Origin of the sequence: Alteromonas sp. I10, from assembly GCF_003201515.1 — a bacterium.
In the GTDB taxonomy this organism is placed as follows: Bacteria; Pseudomonadota; Gammaproteobacteria; order Enterobacterales; family Alteromonadaceae; genus Alteromonas; species Alteromonas macleodii.
This window is the reverse complement of record NZ_QJJN01000007.1, coordinates 44411-58644: the sequence shown is the minus strand read 5'-3', so window position 1 is coordinate 58644 and position 14234 is coordinate 44411. Positions and strand designations below refer to the sequence as shown.

The 14234-nt window shown below is 41.5% G+C and carries 15 protein-coding genes; 8 read left to right on the top strand and 7 right to left on the bottom strand.

Translation table 11 applies throughout. The features are described from left to right. Positions 1-55: 55 nt before the first annotated feature. A complete protein-coding gene (cysB, locus tag BZA03_RS14035) occupies positions 56-1030 on the bottom strand; it encodes an HTH-type transcriptional regulator CysB (protein WP_014949524.1) in 975 nt (324 codons plus the stop codon). Positions 1031-1238: 208 nt separating this feature from the next. Here cysB and BZA03_RS14030 point away from each other — a divergent pair, with 208 nt between their 5' ends. Next, the gene (locus BZA03_RS14030) at positions 1239-1943 is read left to right on the top strand and encodes a sensor histidine kinase KdpD (protein WP_110289101.1); all 705 of its coding nucleotides are present in this window, start codon (positions 1239-1241) and stop codon (positions 1941-1943) included. 95 nt (positions 1944-2038) lie between these two features. Further along, positions 2039-2797 carry a hypothetical protein gene (locus tag BZA03_RS14025; protein ID WP_014949522.1) on the top strand — a complete coding sequence of 253 codons (759 nt, stop codon included), beginning with the start codon at positions 2039-2041 and terminating at the stop codon, positions 2795-2797. A gap of 37 nt (positions 2798-2834) precedes the next feature. Here BZA03_RS14025 and BZA03_RS14020 read toward each other — a convergent pair whose 3' ends face one another. After that, positions 2835-3719, bottom strand: a complete 885-nt coding sequence (locus tag BZA03_RS14020) for a LysR family transcriptional regulator (RefSeq protein ID WP_014949521.1) — start codon at positions 3717-3719, stop codon at positions 2835-2837. Between the two features lie 122 nt (positions 3720-3841). Between BZA03_RS14020 and BZA03_RS14015 the strand changes: the two genes are divergently transcribed. The 4 genes from BZA03_RS14015 to BZA03_RS14000 all read left to right on the top strand — a co-directional run bounded on the left by BZA03_RS14015 (position 3842) and on the right by BZA03_RS14000 (position 7563). Further along, a complete protein-coding gene (locus BZA03_RS14015) occupies positions 3842-4549 on the top strand; it encodes a CoA transferase subunit A (protein WP_014949520.1) in 708 nt (235 codons plus the stop codon). Continuing rightward, positions 4549-5202 carry a CoA transferase subunit B gene (locus BZA03_RS14010; RefSeq protein WP_014949519.1) on the top strand — a complete coding sequence of 218 codons (654 nt, stop codon included), beginning with the start codon at positions 4549-4551 and terminating at the stop codon, positions 5200-5202. Before BZA03_RS14015 ends, BZA03_RS14010 begins: the two co-directional genes overlap by 1 nt. A gap of 262 nt (positions 5203-5464) precedes the next feature. Then, positions 5465-6787, top strand: coding sequence for a DEAD/DEAH box helicase (locus tag BZA03_RS14005; protein ID WP_110289100.1), 1323 nt, complete (start codon positions 5465-5467; stop codon positions 6785-6787). A 242-nt stretch (positions 6788-7029) separates the two neighbouring features. Continuing rightward, positions 7030-7563 carry a hypothetical protein gene (locus tag BZA03_RS14000; RefSeq protein WP_110289184.1) on the top strand — a complete coding sequence of 178 codons (534 nt, stop codon included), beginning with the start codon at positions 7030-7032 and terminating at the stop codon, positions 7561-7563. A gap of 295 nt (positions 7564-7858) precedes the next feature. Here BZA03_RS14000 and BZA03_RS13995 read toward each other — a convergent pair whose 3' ends face one another. The 4 genes from BZA03_RS13995 to BZA03_RS13980 form a co-directional block, all read right to left on the bottom strand. After that, positions 7859-8473, bottom strand: coding sequence for a sugar O-acetyltransferase (locus BZA03_RS13995; RefSeq protein WP_110289099.1), 615 nt, complete (start codon positions 8471-8473; stop codon positions 7859-7861). A gap of 400 nt (positions 8474-8873) precedes the next feature. Further along, positions 8874-9122: an EF-hand domain-containing protein gene (locus tag BZA03_RS13990; RefSeq protein WP_039220280.1), complete on the bottom strand. Its 249-nt coding sequence runs from the start codon at positions 9120-9122 to the stop codon at positions 8874-8876. Between the two features lie 52 nt (positions 9123-9174). Then, on the bottom strand, positions 9175-10170 hold the full coding sequence (locus tag BZA03_RS13985) for a rhodanese-related sulfurtransferase (RefSeq protein WP_014949513.1): 996 nt from the start codon (positions 10168-10170) through the stop codon (positions 9175-9177). A 149-nt stretch (positions 10171-10319) separates the two neighbouring features. Then, positions 10320-10874 (bottom strand): VC2046/SO_2500 family protein, encoded by a 555-nt coding sequence (locus BZA03_RS13980; protein WP_110289098.1) that lies wholly within the window; start codon positions 10872-10874, stop codon positions 10320-10322. Between the two features lie 121 nt (positions 10875-10995). On the opposite strand from BZA03_RS13980, the gene BZA03_RS13975 reads away from it, so the two are divergent. Beyond that, positions 10996-12636: a response regulator gene (locus tag BZA03_RS13975; protein ID WP_061485884.1), complete on the top strand. Its 1641-nt coding sequence runs from the start codon at positions 10996-10998 to the stop codon at positions 12634-12636. A gap of 19 nt (positions 12637-12655) precedes the next feature. Beyond that, the gene (locus BZA03_RS13970) at positions 12656-13201 is read left to right on the top strand and encodes a hypothetical protein (RefSeq protein WP_110289097.1); all 546 of its coding nucleotides are present in this window, start codon (positions 12656-12658) and stop codon (positions 13199-13201) included. A gap of 120 nt (positions 13202-13321) precedes the next feature. On the opposite strand, the gene BZA03_RS13965 is transcribed toward BZA03_RS13970, so the two are convergent. Next, positions 13322-14164, bottom strand: a complete 843-nt coding sequence (locus BZA03_RS13965; RefSeq protein WP_110289096.1) for a DUF6279 family lipoprotein — start codon at positions 14162-14164, stop codon at positions 13322-13324. Between the last annotated feature and the right edge of the window lie 70 nt (positions 14165-14234).

Sequence of the window (14234 nt, the reverse complement as noted above, 5' to 3'; positions counted from 1 at the left end):
CAAAAAAGGGGCAATTAGCCCCTTTTTTAATGAACGTTTTCAACAAGCGCTACGTTTACTTTACTGGAAGCGTCACGCCTTTAAACATTTTTTCTACTTCTTCGTTATTTTTCAGCATCATAGCCTTTTCAACCTTGTCCTTGGTCAGGTGAGGCGCAAAACGCTCAATGAAATCGTACATATAACTTCTTAAGAACGACCCCTTTCTAAATCCAATTTTCGTCGTGCTGTAATCGAACAGGTGACTTGCATCTATCTTCACAAGATCATCATCTAACTCTTCGCTTACCGCCATCGACGCGATAACACCAATACCGACACCTAAGCGAACATAGGTTTTAATAACATCGGCATCTGTTGCGGTAAACACGATTTTAGGTGTTAGCCCTGCTCTTTCAAACGCTTGGTCTAATTCAGAGCGCCCGGTGAAACCGAAAACATAAGTAACCAACGGATATTTGGCAATGTCTGAAATATCGATAGTGCCCTTTTTCGACAAGGGATGGTCTTTGTTTACTATTACACTGCGATTCCAGTGATAACAAGGAAGCATGACCAAATCGTTGTACAAATGGAGAGCCTCGGTAGCGATAGCAAAATCGGCTTCGCCTTTGGCAGCCAGGTCGCTAATTTGAGACGGCGTGCCCTGATGCATGTGTAATGACACTTTTGGATACTTGCTCATGAAACCCTGAATAACATCAGGTAATGCATAACGGGCTTGCGTATGCGTTGTCGCAATATTGAGTTTACCTTGATCTGGAAGCGTGTGCTCCCTTGCTACCGCTTTAATACTCTCTACTTTGGCTAGTATTTCACGAGCTATATTGATTACATCATTACCGGCGTCTGTTACGTGTGTTAAATGCTTACCGCTACGGCCAAAAATCTGAACACCTAGTTCATCTTCCAACATGCGAACTTGTTTGCTGATACCCGGCTGTGAGGTATATAAACTTTCTGCTGTTGCTGACACGTTCAAATTGTTATTGAGGACTTCTACGATATACCGTAGTTGCTGTAGCTTCATATTTTACACCGTTTAATGCGATAGACTGACACTGTACTCCCCCCGTTATAACCAAAACCACCTTTTTTTACTAGTTGCTATTACGAAATTGGCATTATAAAGTTGAAAATAATTGAATTTTTGTATTTTCGAGTGGGATTTATTCGCCTTTGTCCGATTTCTTCTACATTATGGGTAGGTGATTAAAAAGCACGGTGTTAGATAGATAATGAATAGCAGTAAACAAGTTACATCCACAATTGATTTTTCATCGGTGTTGGCAGCTGCTGTGCACGATATGAAAAATTCACTTTTTCTCCTTATTCAATCTATTGAAACACTCAGCGACGCCCTTTCTCCTCACGACGAGAAAGCTAGAGAGCAGGTTGCGAGTGTTCATTATGAAGCATCTAGGCTCAACACCAATCTTGTTCAAGTACTCTCTTTGTACAGGGCTGAATTAGAAAGTTTACCCATTACCGTTGACGAAAGTTTCATCAAAGATTTGGTTGAAGATGTTGTTGGCTCTAATGCGTTATATGTATCTCAGAAAAATATTGATATAAGCATCGCTATCGAAGATGACCTTAGCTGGTACTTAGACAGTGAGTTAATTTATTTGTTATTAAACGATGTAATCATTAACGCAATGCGCTATGGAACATCCAAAATAATAGTAAGTGCCAAGGCAGACGAGAACGACTTCATGACCATTAAAATAGAGGATGATGGTCGTGGCTATCCCGAAGCGATGTTAACTAAAAGCCACGAAGAGCTCTGTGACTTTGAGTTAAGCCAAGGAAGAACGGGGTTGGGGTTATTTTTTGCGAAGTTAATTGCAAACGCGCATTCTCAAGGAGATAAAGTGGGCTCAATCGCCCTTTCCAACGGCGGGAGTCTCGGTGGAAGTGTATTTGAAGTAAAAATACCGTAAGATTGACCGATAACATTAAGCAATACAAAAAGTAACGCTCGTACGTAGTAATACGTTAACGTTATAAAAAATAAAAAACAGACGGAAACACACGCATGTACGTGATTATTATTATATTAATTGTTGTTTTGCTAATCGCAGCTATCTTTATCAATGCAATGCAACAACATCGTCAAAAGCAAGAGGCTGAGCGCAGAACTGAACTTGCCAAACAGCGTACTATTGTCGACGAAACTGAGAACGTTATTGCCGCCTGTGTAAACATGCCTGTTTCTTCGCGCATTATGGGCATACTTCACAATCGTATTCTTAATGCCTTGAAAGCAATGAACGATTTATCGAGTACATCTGAACTAAAACAGCGTATCTCAAGCAGTGAGCAAGCAACCGCCGCTGCTCTTTCGGACAATAGCGGTATCACTAACGATTTCGCGTTACCCGACAACGACAAAATGATCATTCAATACATTCAGGCCGTTAAGAAACTGCGCATTATTCTTCGTTCAGAACATAGTAAAGGGCAAATTGATTCTAAAGTATTCATGGATGAAGATAAGCAGCTTGAACGCTTGCAGGTAAAAGTAAATGTAGAAACATTGATTAAGCGCGGCCGCGCTGCACTTCAAACCAATATGCTTGGGTCAGCCAGACAGTATTTTGAAAAGGCGAAAAACGCACTAGAAAATCAAAATCCCCAAGACGAATACTCAATGTCTAAACTTGCTACACTTAACGAGTGGTTACACGAAATCCAAAGCAACCTTAAGAGCGTGAACGAAAAAGATCGCGCCAAGAAGCAAGAAGAAGAAAGAGACGAATTAGACGAGTTGTTCGCACCTAAGAAGAAGTGGTAGGTCGAACCTTTTCTTAGAAACTATCAAGCGCATTATTTCACTCATAATGCGCTACGGCCATGTCCCACATAGATTGAGCCGGCAGCGATAACCCTTTTCGCGCATTTCGAATTATTCCAATATTTTTCACCAGAGGCATGTCACTAATTTCTTTTGTTACTAGCCCCAATCCCTCCATTTGCGCTTTACAAATCGCCGGCATAATAGATATACCTAAACCATTTAGAATAAGCTTTCCTAGTGTAGATAGCTGCCCCGTTTCCGCGATTATATTCAGCTCACCATATTGTGCTAGCTTAGATTGAGTCCAGTGGCGTACCGCAGATCCCCTATTCATCATTACCAATGGAAGTTTTAGACAGTCCTGCCAATGCAACTTGTCCCCTAAATGGGCTGATTGTGCTTTGTTGGTCACAACAACAAATTCATCAGCAAAAAGGCTTTTAAACACTAAACCATCTTTGCGCTCTGGCTCAAACGAGAACCCAATCTCGCTGCGGCCTGTAGTAACTTCATGAATTACCTGTTCCATTACTACATCGACAATTCGTAAGTTTACGTTTGGAATTCGTTGATGAAATACTGACAAGATATTCGGTAAATGAGACTCGGCAAATGACGGCATAGCGCAAATGGTAAGCTGCCCTTTCGCCATAGCAAACAAATTTTGAATATCAGAAAAAGTATTGTCCCAGTCGTGCAGTAGCCTCAAAGCATTTGGAAACAACACCTCTCCTTCTGGTGTCAGGCTTACATTGCGTGTATTGCGTTGGAATAACTTACCGCCTAACTGCTCTTCCATTTTTTTAATTGCCGATGACAAAGCTGGCTGTGTTAAATGTAGATTTACCGCGGCTTCAGCAAAGGTTGATGACTTGGCCACTTCTACAAACGCTTTTATTTGACGGTATGAAACATCCATAAACTTTTCAACTGATCTCAGCGATTAATAAATAGTTTTTATTAATCGCAAGATTAATTCGATTTTACAAATGAAGCAACAATGTCGATACTTATTTTTAACAAATGCATTGGAGATAGAGAATGGCGGGATTTAACAAAGTTGTATCCTCATACGAAGAAGCAATGGCTGGCCTTGAAAATGGTATGACAGTTATTGCGGGCGGTTTCGGGCTGTGTGGTATACCCGAAGGACTGATAGGCCAAATTAAGAAAATGGGCGTATCTGGCCTTACTGTAGTTTCTAATAATTGTGGTGTAGACGGATTTGGCTTGGGTCTTTTACTAGAAGACAAACAAATAGCAAAAATGGTGTCTTCTTATGTAGGTGAAAATGCCCTGTTTGAAAAACAACTGCTTAACGGTGAGCTGGAAGTTGAGCTTACACCTCAAGGAACGCTGGCGGAAAAAATGCGCGCGGGTGGTGCTGGCATTCCTGCCTTCTACACTGCCACAGGTTATGGCACGCCTGTTGGTGAAGGGAAAGAAGTCAAAGAATTCAACGGTCGCCCTTATATTCTAGAACATGCTATTACTGGAGATTTTGCCATTGTAAAAGCGTGGAAAGCAGATACTTACGGAAACTGTATTTATCGCCATACAGCACAAAACTTTAATCCTATGGCGGCTACTGCAGGTAAAATCACTGTGGTAGAAGCGGAAGAAATTGTAGAGCCTGGTGAATTGAACCCTAGCGAGATCCATACCCCGGGCATTTATGTGAACCGTGTCATTCAAGGTTCATTTGAAAAACGTATTGAACGCCGTGTAGTTAGCAAGGAGTCAGTGTAATGCTTAGTAGAGAACAAATCGCAATGCGCGTCGCTCAGGAATTTAAAGATGGCGATTACGTTAATTTAGGCATTGGTATCCCTACCCTTGCAGCTAACTATGTACCAGATGACATCAGCGTGATGCTGCAATCAGAAAACGGTCTTTTGGGGATGGGACGCTACCCGACTGAAAGTGAAATTGACGCTGATATGATAAACGCTGGTAAAGAAACGGTAACGGCTATCACAGGCGCATCTATTTTTAGTAGCGCTGAGAGCTTTGCCATGATCCGCGGCGGCCACGTTGATTTTACTGTACTTGGCGCATTTGAGGTTGATGTATCGGGTAATATTGCCTCTTGGATGATACCGGGCAAACTCGTTAAAGGCATGGGCGGCGCTATGGACTTAGTTGCTGGAGCAAAGAACATAATTGTTACTATGACCCATACCGACAAACACGGTAACCCAAAACTACTTGGCGAATGCACCTTACCGTTAACCGGTGTTAACTGTATTACGCGCATTATTACCGACTTAGCAGTGCTGAGTGTTGAAGACGGCGCATTTGTGCTTCAAGAACGTGCACCGGGCGTCAGCGTTGACGAAATTAAAGAGAAAACGGGCGGAAAGCTTGTTGTTCCTGAAAATGTACCTGAAATGCAGTTTTAAACTCTGCGTTTAATTGTGCTTTTCATTTAATTGTACTTCGCAATGTCGCGCTTATCATTCAGCATTTATGCTCTTGTGGTAAGCGCGCACCATTGAGTTAACTCACATTTTTGCTTTAACTTTATATTCTTCGTTGAGTAACGATTGTTACAAGCACCTGCCTTCAGTCTGCAAACTCATAAGCCTTTCCAATAAACCTTTAAATGCACCGTGCATTAAGGGATAATGCGCCCGAATGTCATTTTAAAAAGGCTATACCTTCTTGCTAGTTACTGATTTACCTGTTCACCACAAAATTATTTCAAAGCTCGAAACGAAAAACATTTCGACGCTAACCGAAATTCAAGAACGCACTATGCTGCCAGCTATTCAGGGCAAAGATATTATTGCGTCATCAAAAACGGGGTCAGGTAAAACCTTCGCCTTTTTAGTGCCAGCTATAAACAGGCTAATGTCGCAAAAAGCCCTTAGTCGTCAAGACCCACGCGCACTTATTCTTGCGCCAACTCGAGAGCTAGCCAAACAAGTTTTCATTGAAGCTAAATCAATGTGTACCGGGCTAAATCTTACTTGTTCACTTATTGTGGGTGGCGAAAATTATAACGACCAAGTTAAAGCGCTTCGCCGTAACCCTCACATTATCGTTGGTACCGCTGGTCGTGTAGCCGACCATCTATTAGATAAAAGTGTGTATTTAAACGGTTTAGAGTTGCTTATCTTTGATGAAGCCGACCGAATGTTAGACTTAGGCTTCTCTGCTCAGCTTAAAATGATTAACGACTATGCTGATCACAGAAAGCGTCAAACTATGTTGTTTTCTGCCACGCTCGATAATATTGAGCTAAAGCATATGACAACGCAGTTAACCAAAGGCGCTGTCCGTGTAGCTGTAGGAGACTCAACCGCAGAGCATGGCGATATCGAACAGAAGTGCTTCTTTGCAGACAATGTTGATAACAAAGATCAAATTTTACAGTTTGAACTAGCCAATCGTACCTACAACCAAGCTATCGTATTTACAGCTACCCGTGAAGATACCGATAGAATTGCAGCACTGCTTAACGAACAAAACTTAGAAGCTATTGCGCTTCGTGGTGATATGCTACAAAGCCAACGCGCAGCAGTAATGAGTGCGTTTGCTCGTGGACAGCACAGTATTCTGGTTACTACCGACCTCGCCTCTCGTGGACTAGATCTATCAAAAGTTGGATTGGTGGTTAACTTTGACCTTCCTAAGAACGCGGATGAATACATTCACCGTATCGGCCGTACAGGCCGTGCTGGGCAAAAAGGCGAAGCATTCTCGCTAATTGGCCCTCGTGATTGGAACAGTTTCGAGGGGCTTAAGAATCACCTTCAATATGCGTTAGAGTGTTCACCGCATGACGAATTCTCGGCGTCTTTCAAAGGTTTTACGCCGAAGAAAAAAGTATCGAAACAATCAAATGCGAAAAGTGGTAAAAAGCGCGTAGCGAAACCAGCAAAACCTGGCACTAAAAAACGTGTCGATACCATGTCTGGAGAAGACATTGGTATGGTTCCTGTGAAACGCAAGCCAAGAAACACTCTGTCTGACGACGAGTAAAACTCTATATCGTAGTTTGAACCATCACCGCCGCTAGTCACAATTCACTATTGAATAGCGGTGTGTAACCTTTCACATTGTTTTTAATCACATTTCCTGCAGCCCTTTGATGGAACACTTCGCCATCATATGCTCTACTACGCATATAGAAACAAGTCGATTGTGCTGACTACACGCTTCAACTGTTTGTAACAAAGCGTGTAAGCGGCATAAACTCCCCCTTTAAAATGGATTTTAACCACATGAAATTTATAAAGTTCGTATCGTTAGCCTTGTTTGTAGTAATAGTCGTTGTGGCACTTTCCTATGAAAAAATAATAGCACGCGTATTGTTGCCGCAATACATAGAGTGGGCACATGAAACAGATATGAAAGGCTTAAAAATAGGTCAACCGTTGAACGAACAAGAATTGGCGCTAGCATCGGAGATAGGCATAAAACAGCCTAAGAAAGTAAGAATTGTTTATGTAGATGAAGTGCCATATCCCTACGAAAACTTCGCGCTTAAAGTGTTTGGCGAAGCCGTTGGACTTGTTGGAGAAGGAATAATAAATAACGCACAAGTTTTCGGCTATTCGATTTATGCTCGTAAAGATTTCGAGCTTAATAGACCCAAGTTAGCCCACGAATTAGTGCATGTGTTACAGATTGAACGAGCCAGTTTAGATGAAGTTGTCACCCAACACTTTTTCGACATGGCTGAATACGGTTACGATAAAGCCCCACTAGAAGTAGAAGCGTCCGCAGCCAACAAAGTATACAGCGCTGATTGGTAGTCTTTACTACATAGCATACTTTTTTAGCTTCGCCCAACGTGTAGGTTCATCTGTCGAGGCTTTAAGTTCTGCTATAGACAAGTTGTGGACGAATAGATTATTGACTAGCTACTTCTGCTTTGTGCCAGTAGCAGCCGTTCGAATATTTGTAATTAAACGGCAGAAAAGTACGTTTTGCAGACGTTCAGCAAATAGAAAATTATTGTTTGCAATAATCGACTATTAAAGCCTTCAGAGAGCCAAATGGCTTTACTTCAGACAACCAAGATTATATTTTACTTGGCTTTAAACTACTCTACGGTTCTTGTTCTTCCCTATAGTTTTGAGCCATTTCTTCCCAGTAAACTTTGTCTGAATCACTAATTTCTCTGATTACCTTAGCTGGATTTCCTGCGGCTATTACATTATCAGGAATACTTTTTACGACTACTGAACCGGAACCAATCACAACGTTACTACCAATAGTGACCCCCGGATTTACCACAGTGTTTCCACCAATCCAAACATCATTACCAATCGTTACAGGCTTCCCATATTCAATTAAAGAGTTGCGGACTGTTGCATCAATCGGATGTGTAGCTGTATATATGCAAACTCTGGGGCCAAAGAAAACGTTATTCCCAATATTAACGGGGCATACATCAATAATTATACAATCGTAATTTGCATAGAAATTTTCACCGATTGACGTATGACAACCATAGTCCGTTCTAAAAGGAGGCTCTATGTAAAGGTTGTTACCTGTTTTTTTAAAGAGTTCTTTTAAAATACTTTTGCGAAATTCTCCCCCTTTACCTTCCGTGGTATTAAATTGTCGGGTTAGCTCCCTTGCTTTTTTATTATCACTTGCCAACTCCGAATCGAATGGAAGGTACAATTTGCCTGCGAGCATTCTGGACTTTTGAGACATATAAAAGTTTTCTGTTATGTTTTTAACGATTCATACTACAGCATTTTAGGTTAACTAAAAATACGCTAACCGAAAAAACGATGTTCTGTTATTCGACGAATCTAGGTTTGCAGAAACAATAAATAAATGACAATTAGTAATGTCAGCTCCTTGTCTGAAGCGGACCAGCGCATTGGTTGTGGTCAAGGTCCGCTTTACGCTCGAAGCCGACATTGAAGGCCATTCAAAGGAAGCTATATCTCACTCCCAAAACGAAACGCCAAACTCAACACACAAAAAAACGAGTGCTTAAAAGCACTCGTTTTCAATTGGCTCTTTTACGTGGCCTAGCCCTCGTTTCCACACTTAGCCTAGCGTGTCGAAAAGCCTCAGTCGACGATAAGTGTTACTAAGTTTAAACTTAGTACTCCCACCATCCTTCTTGCCACCACTCCAAAAACTCTTCAAAGTCGATGTAACCGTCGTCGTTACTATCGATAAGCTTAAAGCCTTCTTGTACGTGGCTAGCTTTCGTTTTTGGTGAAATAACGGTTAGAAGCTCGATGAACTCCGGCAAATCGATTTGGCCGTTGCCATCACGATCGAAAAAGCTGAAGTCCTTTCTAATTTCTTCAATTTTAGATTCTGAAAGTTGAGTGCTCACTCGCATTCCTTATTTCAACTGCAATAAGCACGAGTGTAACGCCCTTCTTTCTAGCTGTCTACGCCTGATTTTCTTTTGCTTTAAGTGCGCGTAAACGTTGAGCTTCTGCTTTTTCCTGACGCTTTTGTTCCATGGTCAAACGCGCTTCCGTTCCTACGTGTTCTTGTTGGCGCTCTTTTGCCAGCTGAACCTGTTTTTCACGTTCTCTAAAGCGAGCAATTTGATCGTCGGTATGGGTACCAAAGCAGTGCGGGCAGCTTACACCCGGCTCATACTTATCACTCTGCTTGTCTTCTTCAGTAATTGGAAGTCTGCACGCGTAGCACTGCTCATAATGGCTTTTCTCTAAGTCGTGGTTAACTGCAACGCGATTATCAAATACAAAGCAATCGCCTTCCCACAATGACTCTTCTTTCGGTACATCTTCAAGGTACTGTAGAATACCGCCTTCTAAGTGATAAACCTCGTCAAACCCCTGCTCTTTCAAGTAAGCCGTCGATTTTTCACAGCGAATACCACCGGTGCAGAACATAGCCACTTTTTTATTTTTTGACGGGTCGAGTTCTTTCGCTACGTATTCAGGAAATTCACGAAACGTTTCGGTTTTAGGGTCGATAGCGTGTTTGAACGTACCAATTTCAATTTCATAACCGTTTCGCGTGTCAATAACCGTAACATCTGGGTCGCTAATAAGTGCGTTCCAGTCTTTAGGTTTTACGTAAGTACCAACGGTTTTGCGAGGGTCAATACCCTCAACGCCCATGGTCACAATTTCTTTTTTCAGTTTTACCTTGGTGCGATAGAAAGGCTGTTCATCGTGAAGAGATTCTTTGCAAGAAATAGGATTAATACGCTCGTCGCTGTTTAAATAAGCAAGTAATGCGTCGATACCTTCGCGGGTACCAGAAACCGTACCGTTTATCCCTTCGTGGGCAAGAAGAAGTGTACCTTTAATGCCATTAGCTTCCATTGTTTCGAGAAGCGGTTGGCGGATTTCTTTGAAGTTTTCAAGCGCAACAAATTTATACATTGCGCATACAATATATTTAGACATATTTTAACCTTTGCTGATTGGAGCGTAAGACCAGTGCAAAAATGCGGCGCGCAATATAACAAAAAGGAATGATAAAAACTAGGGCGGATACGAATTAGCGCTCGTACGTCAACCCAAACTTAGCACGCAACAACGAATTGAAATAACTGCTATGCAATATTCTCAAAAGATGTGAAGTGTGACGAATTTTCATGTTGTGAATGGTGTTCTTTATCTTGTGATGAGAGGATATCGTATAGCATCGTATTATCTTCCTTCACGGTGTTAGCGTATTCCTTTTTCAACCGCTTTTGTGTTGCCAAACTACAATTATCTACTACATCGTCGGGTAGACGTTTAGCATCATCAGTTTGTGATAGTGGAGAGGGATTCATACTTAAATATAATCTTGCTGCTGCATAGTCTTGAGATACTAACTCAGACAAAACGCGCATTCTGCCCCATTCGCTTTCATTAGCGGCTAGCGATGGCCTTCTATAATAATTTAACGATGCAAGCTTGGATTCGATGCTGCTTTTATCATCAGATTCTGACGCTACCGCTTCAATTTCAAATGGCTCGGCAACACTATGTTGCTGCATAGCAAGATATAAAGAGAACAACGCTCCCTGCGCAGATGCTTTAGCAAGCACACCACTGCGCTCCCAGTATATACTGGGGTCAATAGGTATTTGCTCACGAGCTTCGACAGTTTCTTGCGACATTCTTATTTACAACTTCATTTGTATACTTATGTTTTCGGCAAGATAATGTTTTTCTTAAGCTTATTATCTAGAATTAGATATACTCCTATAAAGTAATCGCGCGCTCATTCATGGATTTGAAATGCAATTTAGCAACAAACAAGTACTGATTGTTGAAGACCAACGCCCTTTCCTTCTTTTATTGAAGGGGCTGATGCATTCGATGGGCGCATCTGATGTAGTTACGAAGTCATCTGCTGAACAAGCGGTATCACTATGTAAAAAGCATAAGTTTGATATTGTCATTTGTGATCTACACTTGGGAGCTGACAACAAAAATGGCTATGAGCTCATTGAAGAGTTGCGCACTCGAAGGCTTATCAGTCCCACATCGGTGTTCATTCTGATAAGCGCAGATAGCGCTCGACCGATAGTGTTGGGCAGTATTGAACGTAGACCAGATGATTTTTTAATTAAGCCCTTTTCTCAAGTTCAGCTGAAGTCTCGTATCGTTCGTGCGTGGCAAAAAAGACAGTTTCTCCAGCAAGCGTTTAGTCTCGTTGAACAGGGTGAAATAAACAGTGCGATCGACCATATCGAAGCGTTACTTGACGCCCCTTCCCACTATAAAGGTCACTGTGAACAGCTATTAGTCGAGCTATATTGGCGTATAAAGCAACCCGATAAAGCGCTAGATGTGTTACGTGACTACATTGACGGAAAACCCGTGCTGTGGGCGCAAATAGCTATTGGAAAAACTTACTTGCTTTTAAAGGAATATGAGAAAGCGATTTCAATTGCCAAGAGAACGCTAAAGCGTAACCGGTTCAATGCAGACGCTCACGATATTCTTGCGCAAGCACACCAAGCCACCACAGCTGGCGACAAAGCACTAGATGCAATAAAAGAAGCAATAAAACTGTCACCCTACTCCTTACCCAGGCATTTCAAAGCCTGTGAAATAGGTCGGCAAAATGACGATTTAGTGCTGGCAGCGAGTTCAAGCCAAGCGATCTGGGATTTATCGAAACGAACCGTTCACAAAACAAGTTTACACTGGTGCGGTATTATCCGAAGCCTTTTAGATGTCGCAGAGTTTGCAGACGACAAGCGCCAGCGCAATAAGTATCAGCAAGAAGCATTACTAACTCTGCAAAGAGGAAAGTTTGATGAACATCTTCAAAAAATGGACAGAGATTTTGACGTAGATATATTTGGTACAATCGTCAACGCTAGAATTAGCGCTATAGACGGCAAACTGATTGATGCCAAACGCCACTTAACAACGTCACAAACACTTCTTGACGATAAGTACACGGAAGTTCCTACCGCGTTTATTCCTGACAGTATTAACGTTATGTATAAACTGGGTGAGTTTGATGATGCGCTACAGTTGAATGCACTTTTGACTTCAAGACAGGATGAGCTCGACCAAAACAGTCTAAACATGCTTGATGCGCAAGCCCTCAATGCTCAGAAAAACTTAGCTAGTTATCAACAGTTCAACCGCGAAGGCATTCAACACTATCAGCAGCAAGATTACGAACGTGCTAAAGCTTCGTTTGCCCTTGCTCAAGGCTTTGCTCCTGTAAATACAGGGGTTGCGCTTAATCTATTGCAATGTCTTCTACAAATTGCAATCAAAGAAGATAAAGCCGAAATGAAACTCATTAATGAGTGTAAGCGGCTGTTTAAATTGATTGACGATATGTCACTTAAGGCGCCTTACAAAGAAAAATACACCAACCTTAGAGATGAACTCTCTAAATATATTGGCTTTTGAATTAGAAAACTGGTGAGCTATGAGGTTGTTAGTTTTTTTACTGGTGGCATTTTTAATCGACGAGGTTAGCGCCAATGAACAGGCGCTAAGTCAGAACGAGTCTTTTGTACTAGCCGATGCTGGTATTCACAGAATGACATTTGAAGAGCTAAACAGTGGTGAAATATTTGTTATTCGCGGATTAAAAGTACCTAGCACACAGCAATTCGAGGGTAGTCAAGCTAACGAGAAACACCTCCCAAAACTTGTCAAAGTTAAAACTGGCAAATACTATCTAAAATCGATAACTCCAGCTTTTTCGAACATTGGGGTAAGACGTTTTAAAAAACCTGAATGCGATGGCTGCTTTTTCTCGCTTCAACCAAGCGCGGTTTCTTATCTGGGTAGGTGGAATATTGATTTAGAATACAAATCAAGGAATAAGGTAGAGTGGCATATACAGAGGCAGTATTCCTACGAGAGCCTTAAAACACTAAAACAAAAAAACACTAAATTGACCGAACTTCCCCTTTTCGTTGCTAACGAAGAAGGTAAAGTTCTTAAAATCGATTGGAAAGAATTATAACTTAATACCTTATTTAGTACTGAGTGCTACCACCATAGGTCGGAGTTTTCGTCTTGTATTACGAGAAGACCAGTACTGTATCGACCGACCTGAATGTGTACTGAGCCAGAGTATTACTAATTAATCCATAAAATTATCAACCGTTTCGATTAGCTCATCCACGTTTTCAATCAGTGTTTGACGCTGTTTCTCTGAAAGAGTTGAAAATATCTCGGCCAGTAGCGTTGCCGTCACAGTCATATTATGAGCACTACTTTGCTTGTACACATCGCTTTTATAATTATCCGGATTTTGCATTAGTGACACCAATTCTTGCTCAAACCTTTCGTTTTGCTTGCGCGAAACGAATAGCTTTCTTGCCGCATTTTGAATGTTTCTGCGATACGTTATCCAAGCGTCACCTGTAGAAATAAATTGTTGTGCGTAGGTGCTAACAATTTGTTTTTGCTCTTTACTTAGATCTCCAATACGCTCACTTATTGTTTCTTGTATTCGCTCAATTCTATCTTTAAGTCTCTCTGCTTCAGACTTTTCCAGCGCCTCTTGTCGCTCTTCCTCTTCTTCTTTATTGTCTTTTTCTAATGCCGCAAATAGGGTGACAACTTGTTCATCATCGAGTGTTTTAGCTATAGCCGCTAGTTCAGGACTGACCTCGTCTCGTACGCGCTCCCAATGCGATCTAGCTAACTCAAGGTTGTTATAAACAATACTCGAATTAAGGGTGTCATTCTGAATCTGCCTTTTTATATCCTCTAATTGCGCTTTATAACGAGTAAGTTCACTCTTCTTGTGCCAGCTCAACCAATTTTGTAAATGCGCATCAAACTTCTCCTCTTGCTCACCTTTAAGCTCGATGTAATCGTCCATGTACCAATACACCCACCAATCCAGGTTGTTATAAGCCAGCTTAGAACTGCATGAAGTAAGAAAAATAATAAAGACAACAACCAACAATGAACGCATAGTATTTCCTTTTTTTACGTTAGTTACGTCGTGACAAGCAAAAACGCTTATTGCTGTGTACTGAAAAATT

What these genes read in the sequence shown, in the direction of transcription:
- cysB (WP_014949524.1), bottom strand. Translation starts at nt 1,030, where the DNA reads ATGAAGCTACAGCAACTACGGTATATCGTAGAAGTCCTCAATAACAAT.
- BZA03_RS14030 (WP_110289101.1), top strand. Translation starts at nt 1,239, where the DNA reads ATGAATAGCAGTAAACAAGTTACATCCACAATTGATTTTTCATCGGTG.
- BZA03_RS14025 (WP_014949522.1), top strand. Translation starts at nt 2,039, where the DNA reads ATGTACGTGATTATTATTATATTAATTGTTGTTTTGCTAATCGCAGCT.
- BZA03_RS14020 (WP_014949521.1), bottom strand. Translation starts at nt 3,719, where the DNA reads ATGGATGTTTCATACCGTCAAATAAAAGCGTTTGTAGAAGTGGCCAAG.
- BZA03_RS14015 (WP_014949520.1), top strand. Translation starts at nt 3,842, where the DNA reads ATGGCGGGATTTAACAAAGTTGTATCCTCATACGAAGAAGCAATGGCT.
- BZA03_RS14010 (WP_014949519.1), top strand. Translation starts at nt 4,549, where the DNA reads ATGCTTAGTAGAGAACAAATCGCAATGCGCGTCGCTCAGGAATTTAAA.
- BZA03_RS14000 (WP_110289184.1), top strand. Translation starts at nt 7,030, where the DNA reads ATGAAATTTATAAAGTTCGTATCGTTAGCCTTGTTTGTAGTAATAGTC.
- BZA03_RS13995 (WP_110289099.1), bottom strand. Translation starts at nt 8,473, where the DNA reads ATGTCTCAAAAGTCCAGAATGCTCGCAGGCAAATTGTACCTTCCATTC.
- BZA03_RS13990 (WP_039220280.1), bottom strand. Translation starts at nt 9,122, where the DNA reads ATGCGAGTGAGCACTCAACTTTCAGAATCTAAAATTGAAGAAATTAGA.
- BZA03_RS13985 (WP_014949513.1), bottom strand. Translation starts at nt 10,170, where the DNA reads ATGTCTAAATATATTGTATGCGCAATGTATAAATTTGTTGCGCTTGAA.
- BZA03_RS13980 (WP_110289098.1), bottom strand. Translation starts at nt 10,874, where the DNA reads ATGTCGCAAGAAACTGTCGAAGCTCGTGAGCAAATACCTATTGACCCC.
- BZA03_RS13975 (WP_061485884.1), top strand. Translation starts at nt 10,996, where the DNA reads ATGCAATTTAGCAACAAACAAGTACTGATTGTTGAAGACCAACGCCCT.
- BZA03_RS13970 (WP_110289097.1), top strand. Translation starts at nt 12,656, where the DNA reads ATGAGGTTGTTAGTTTTTTTACTGGTGGCATTTTTAATCGACGAGGTT.
- BZA03_RS13965 (WP_110289096.1), bottom strand. Translation starts at nt 14,164, where the DNA reads ATGCGTTCATTGTTGGTTGTTGTCTTTATTATTTTTCTTACTTCATGC.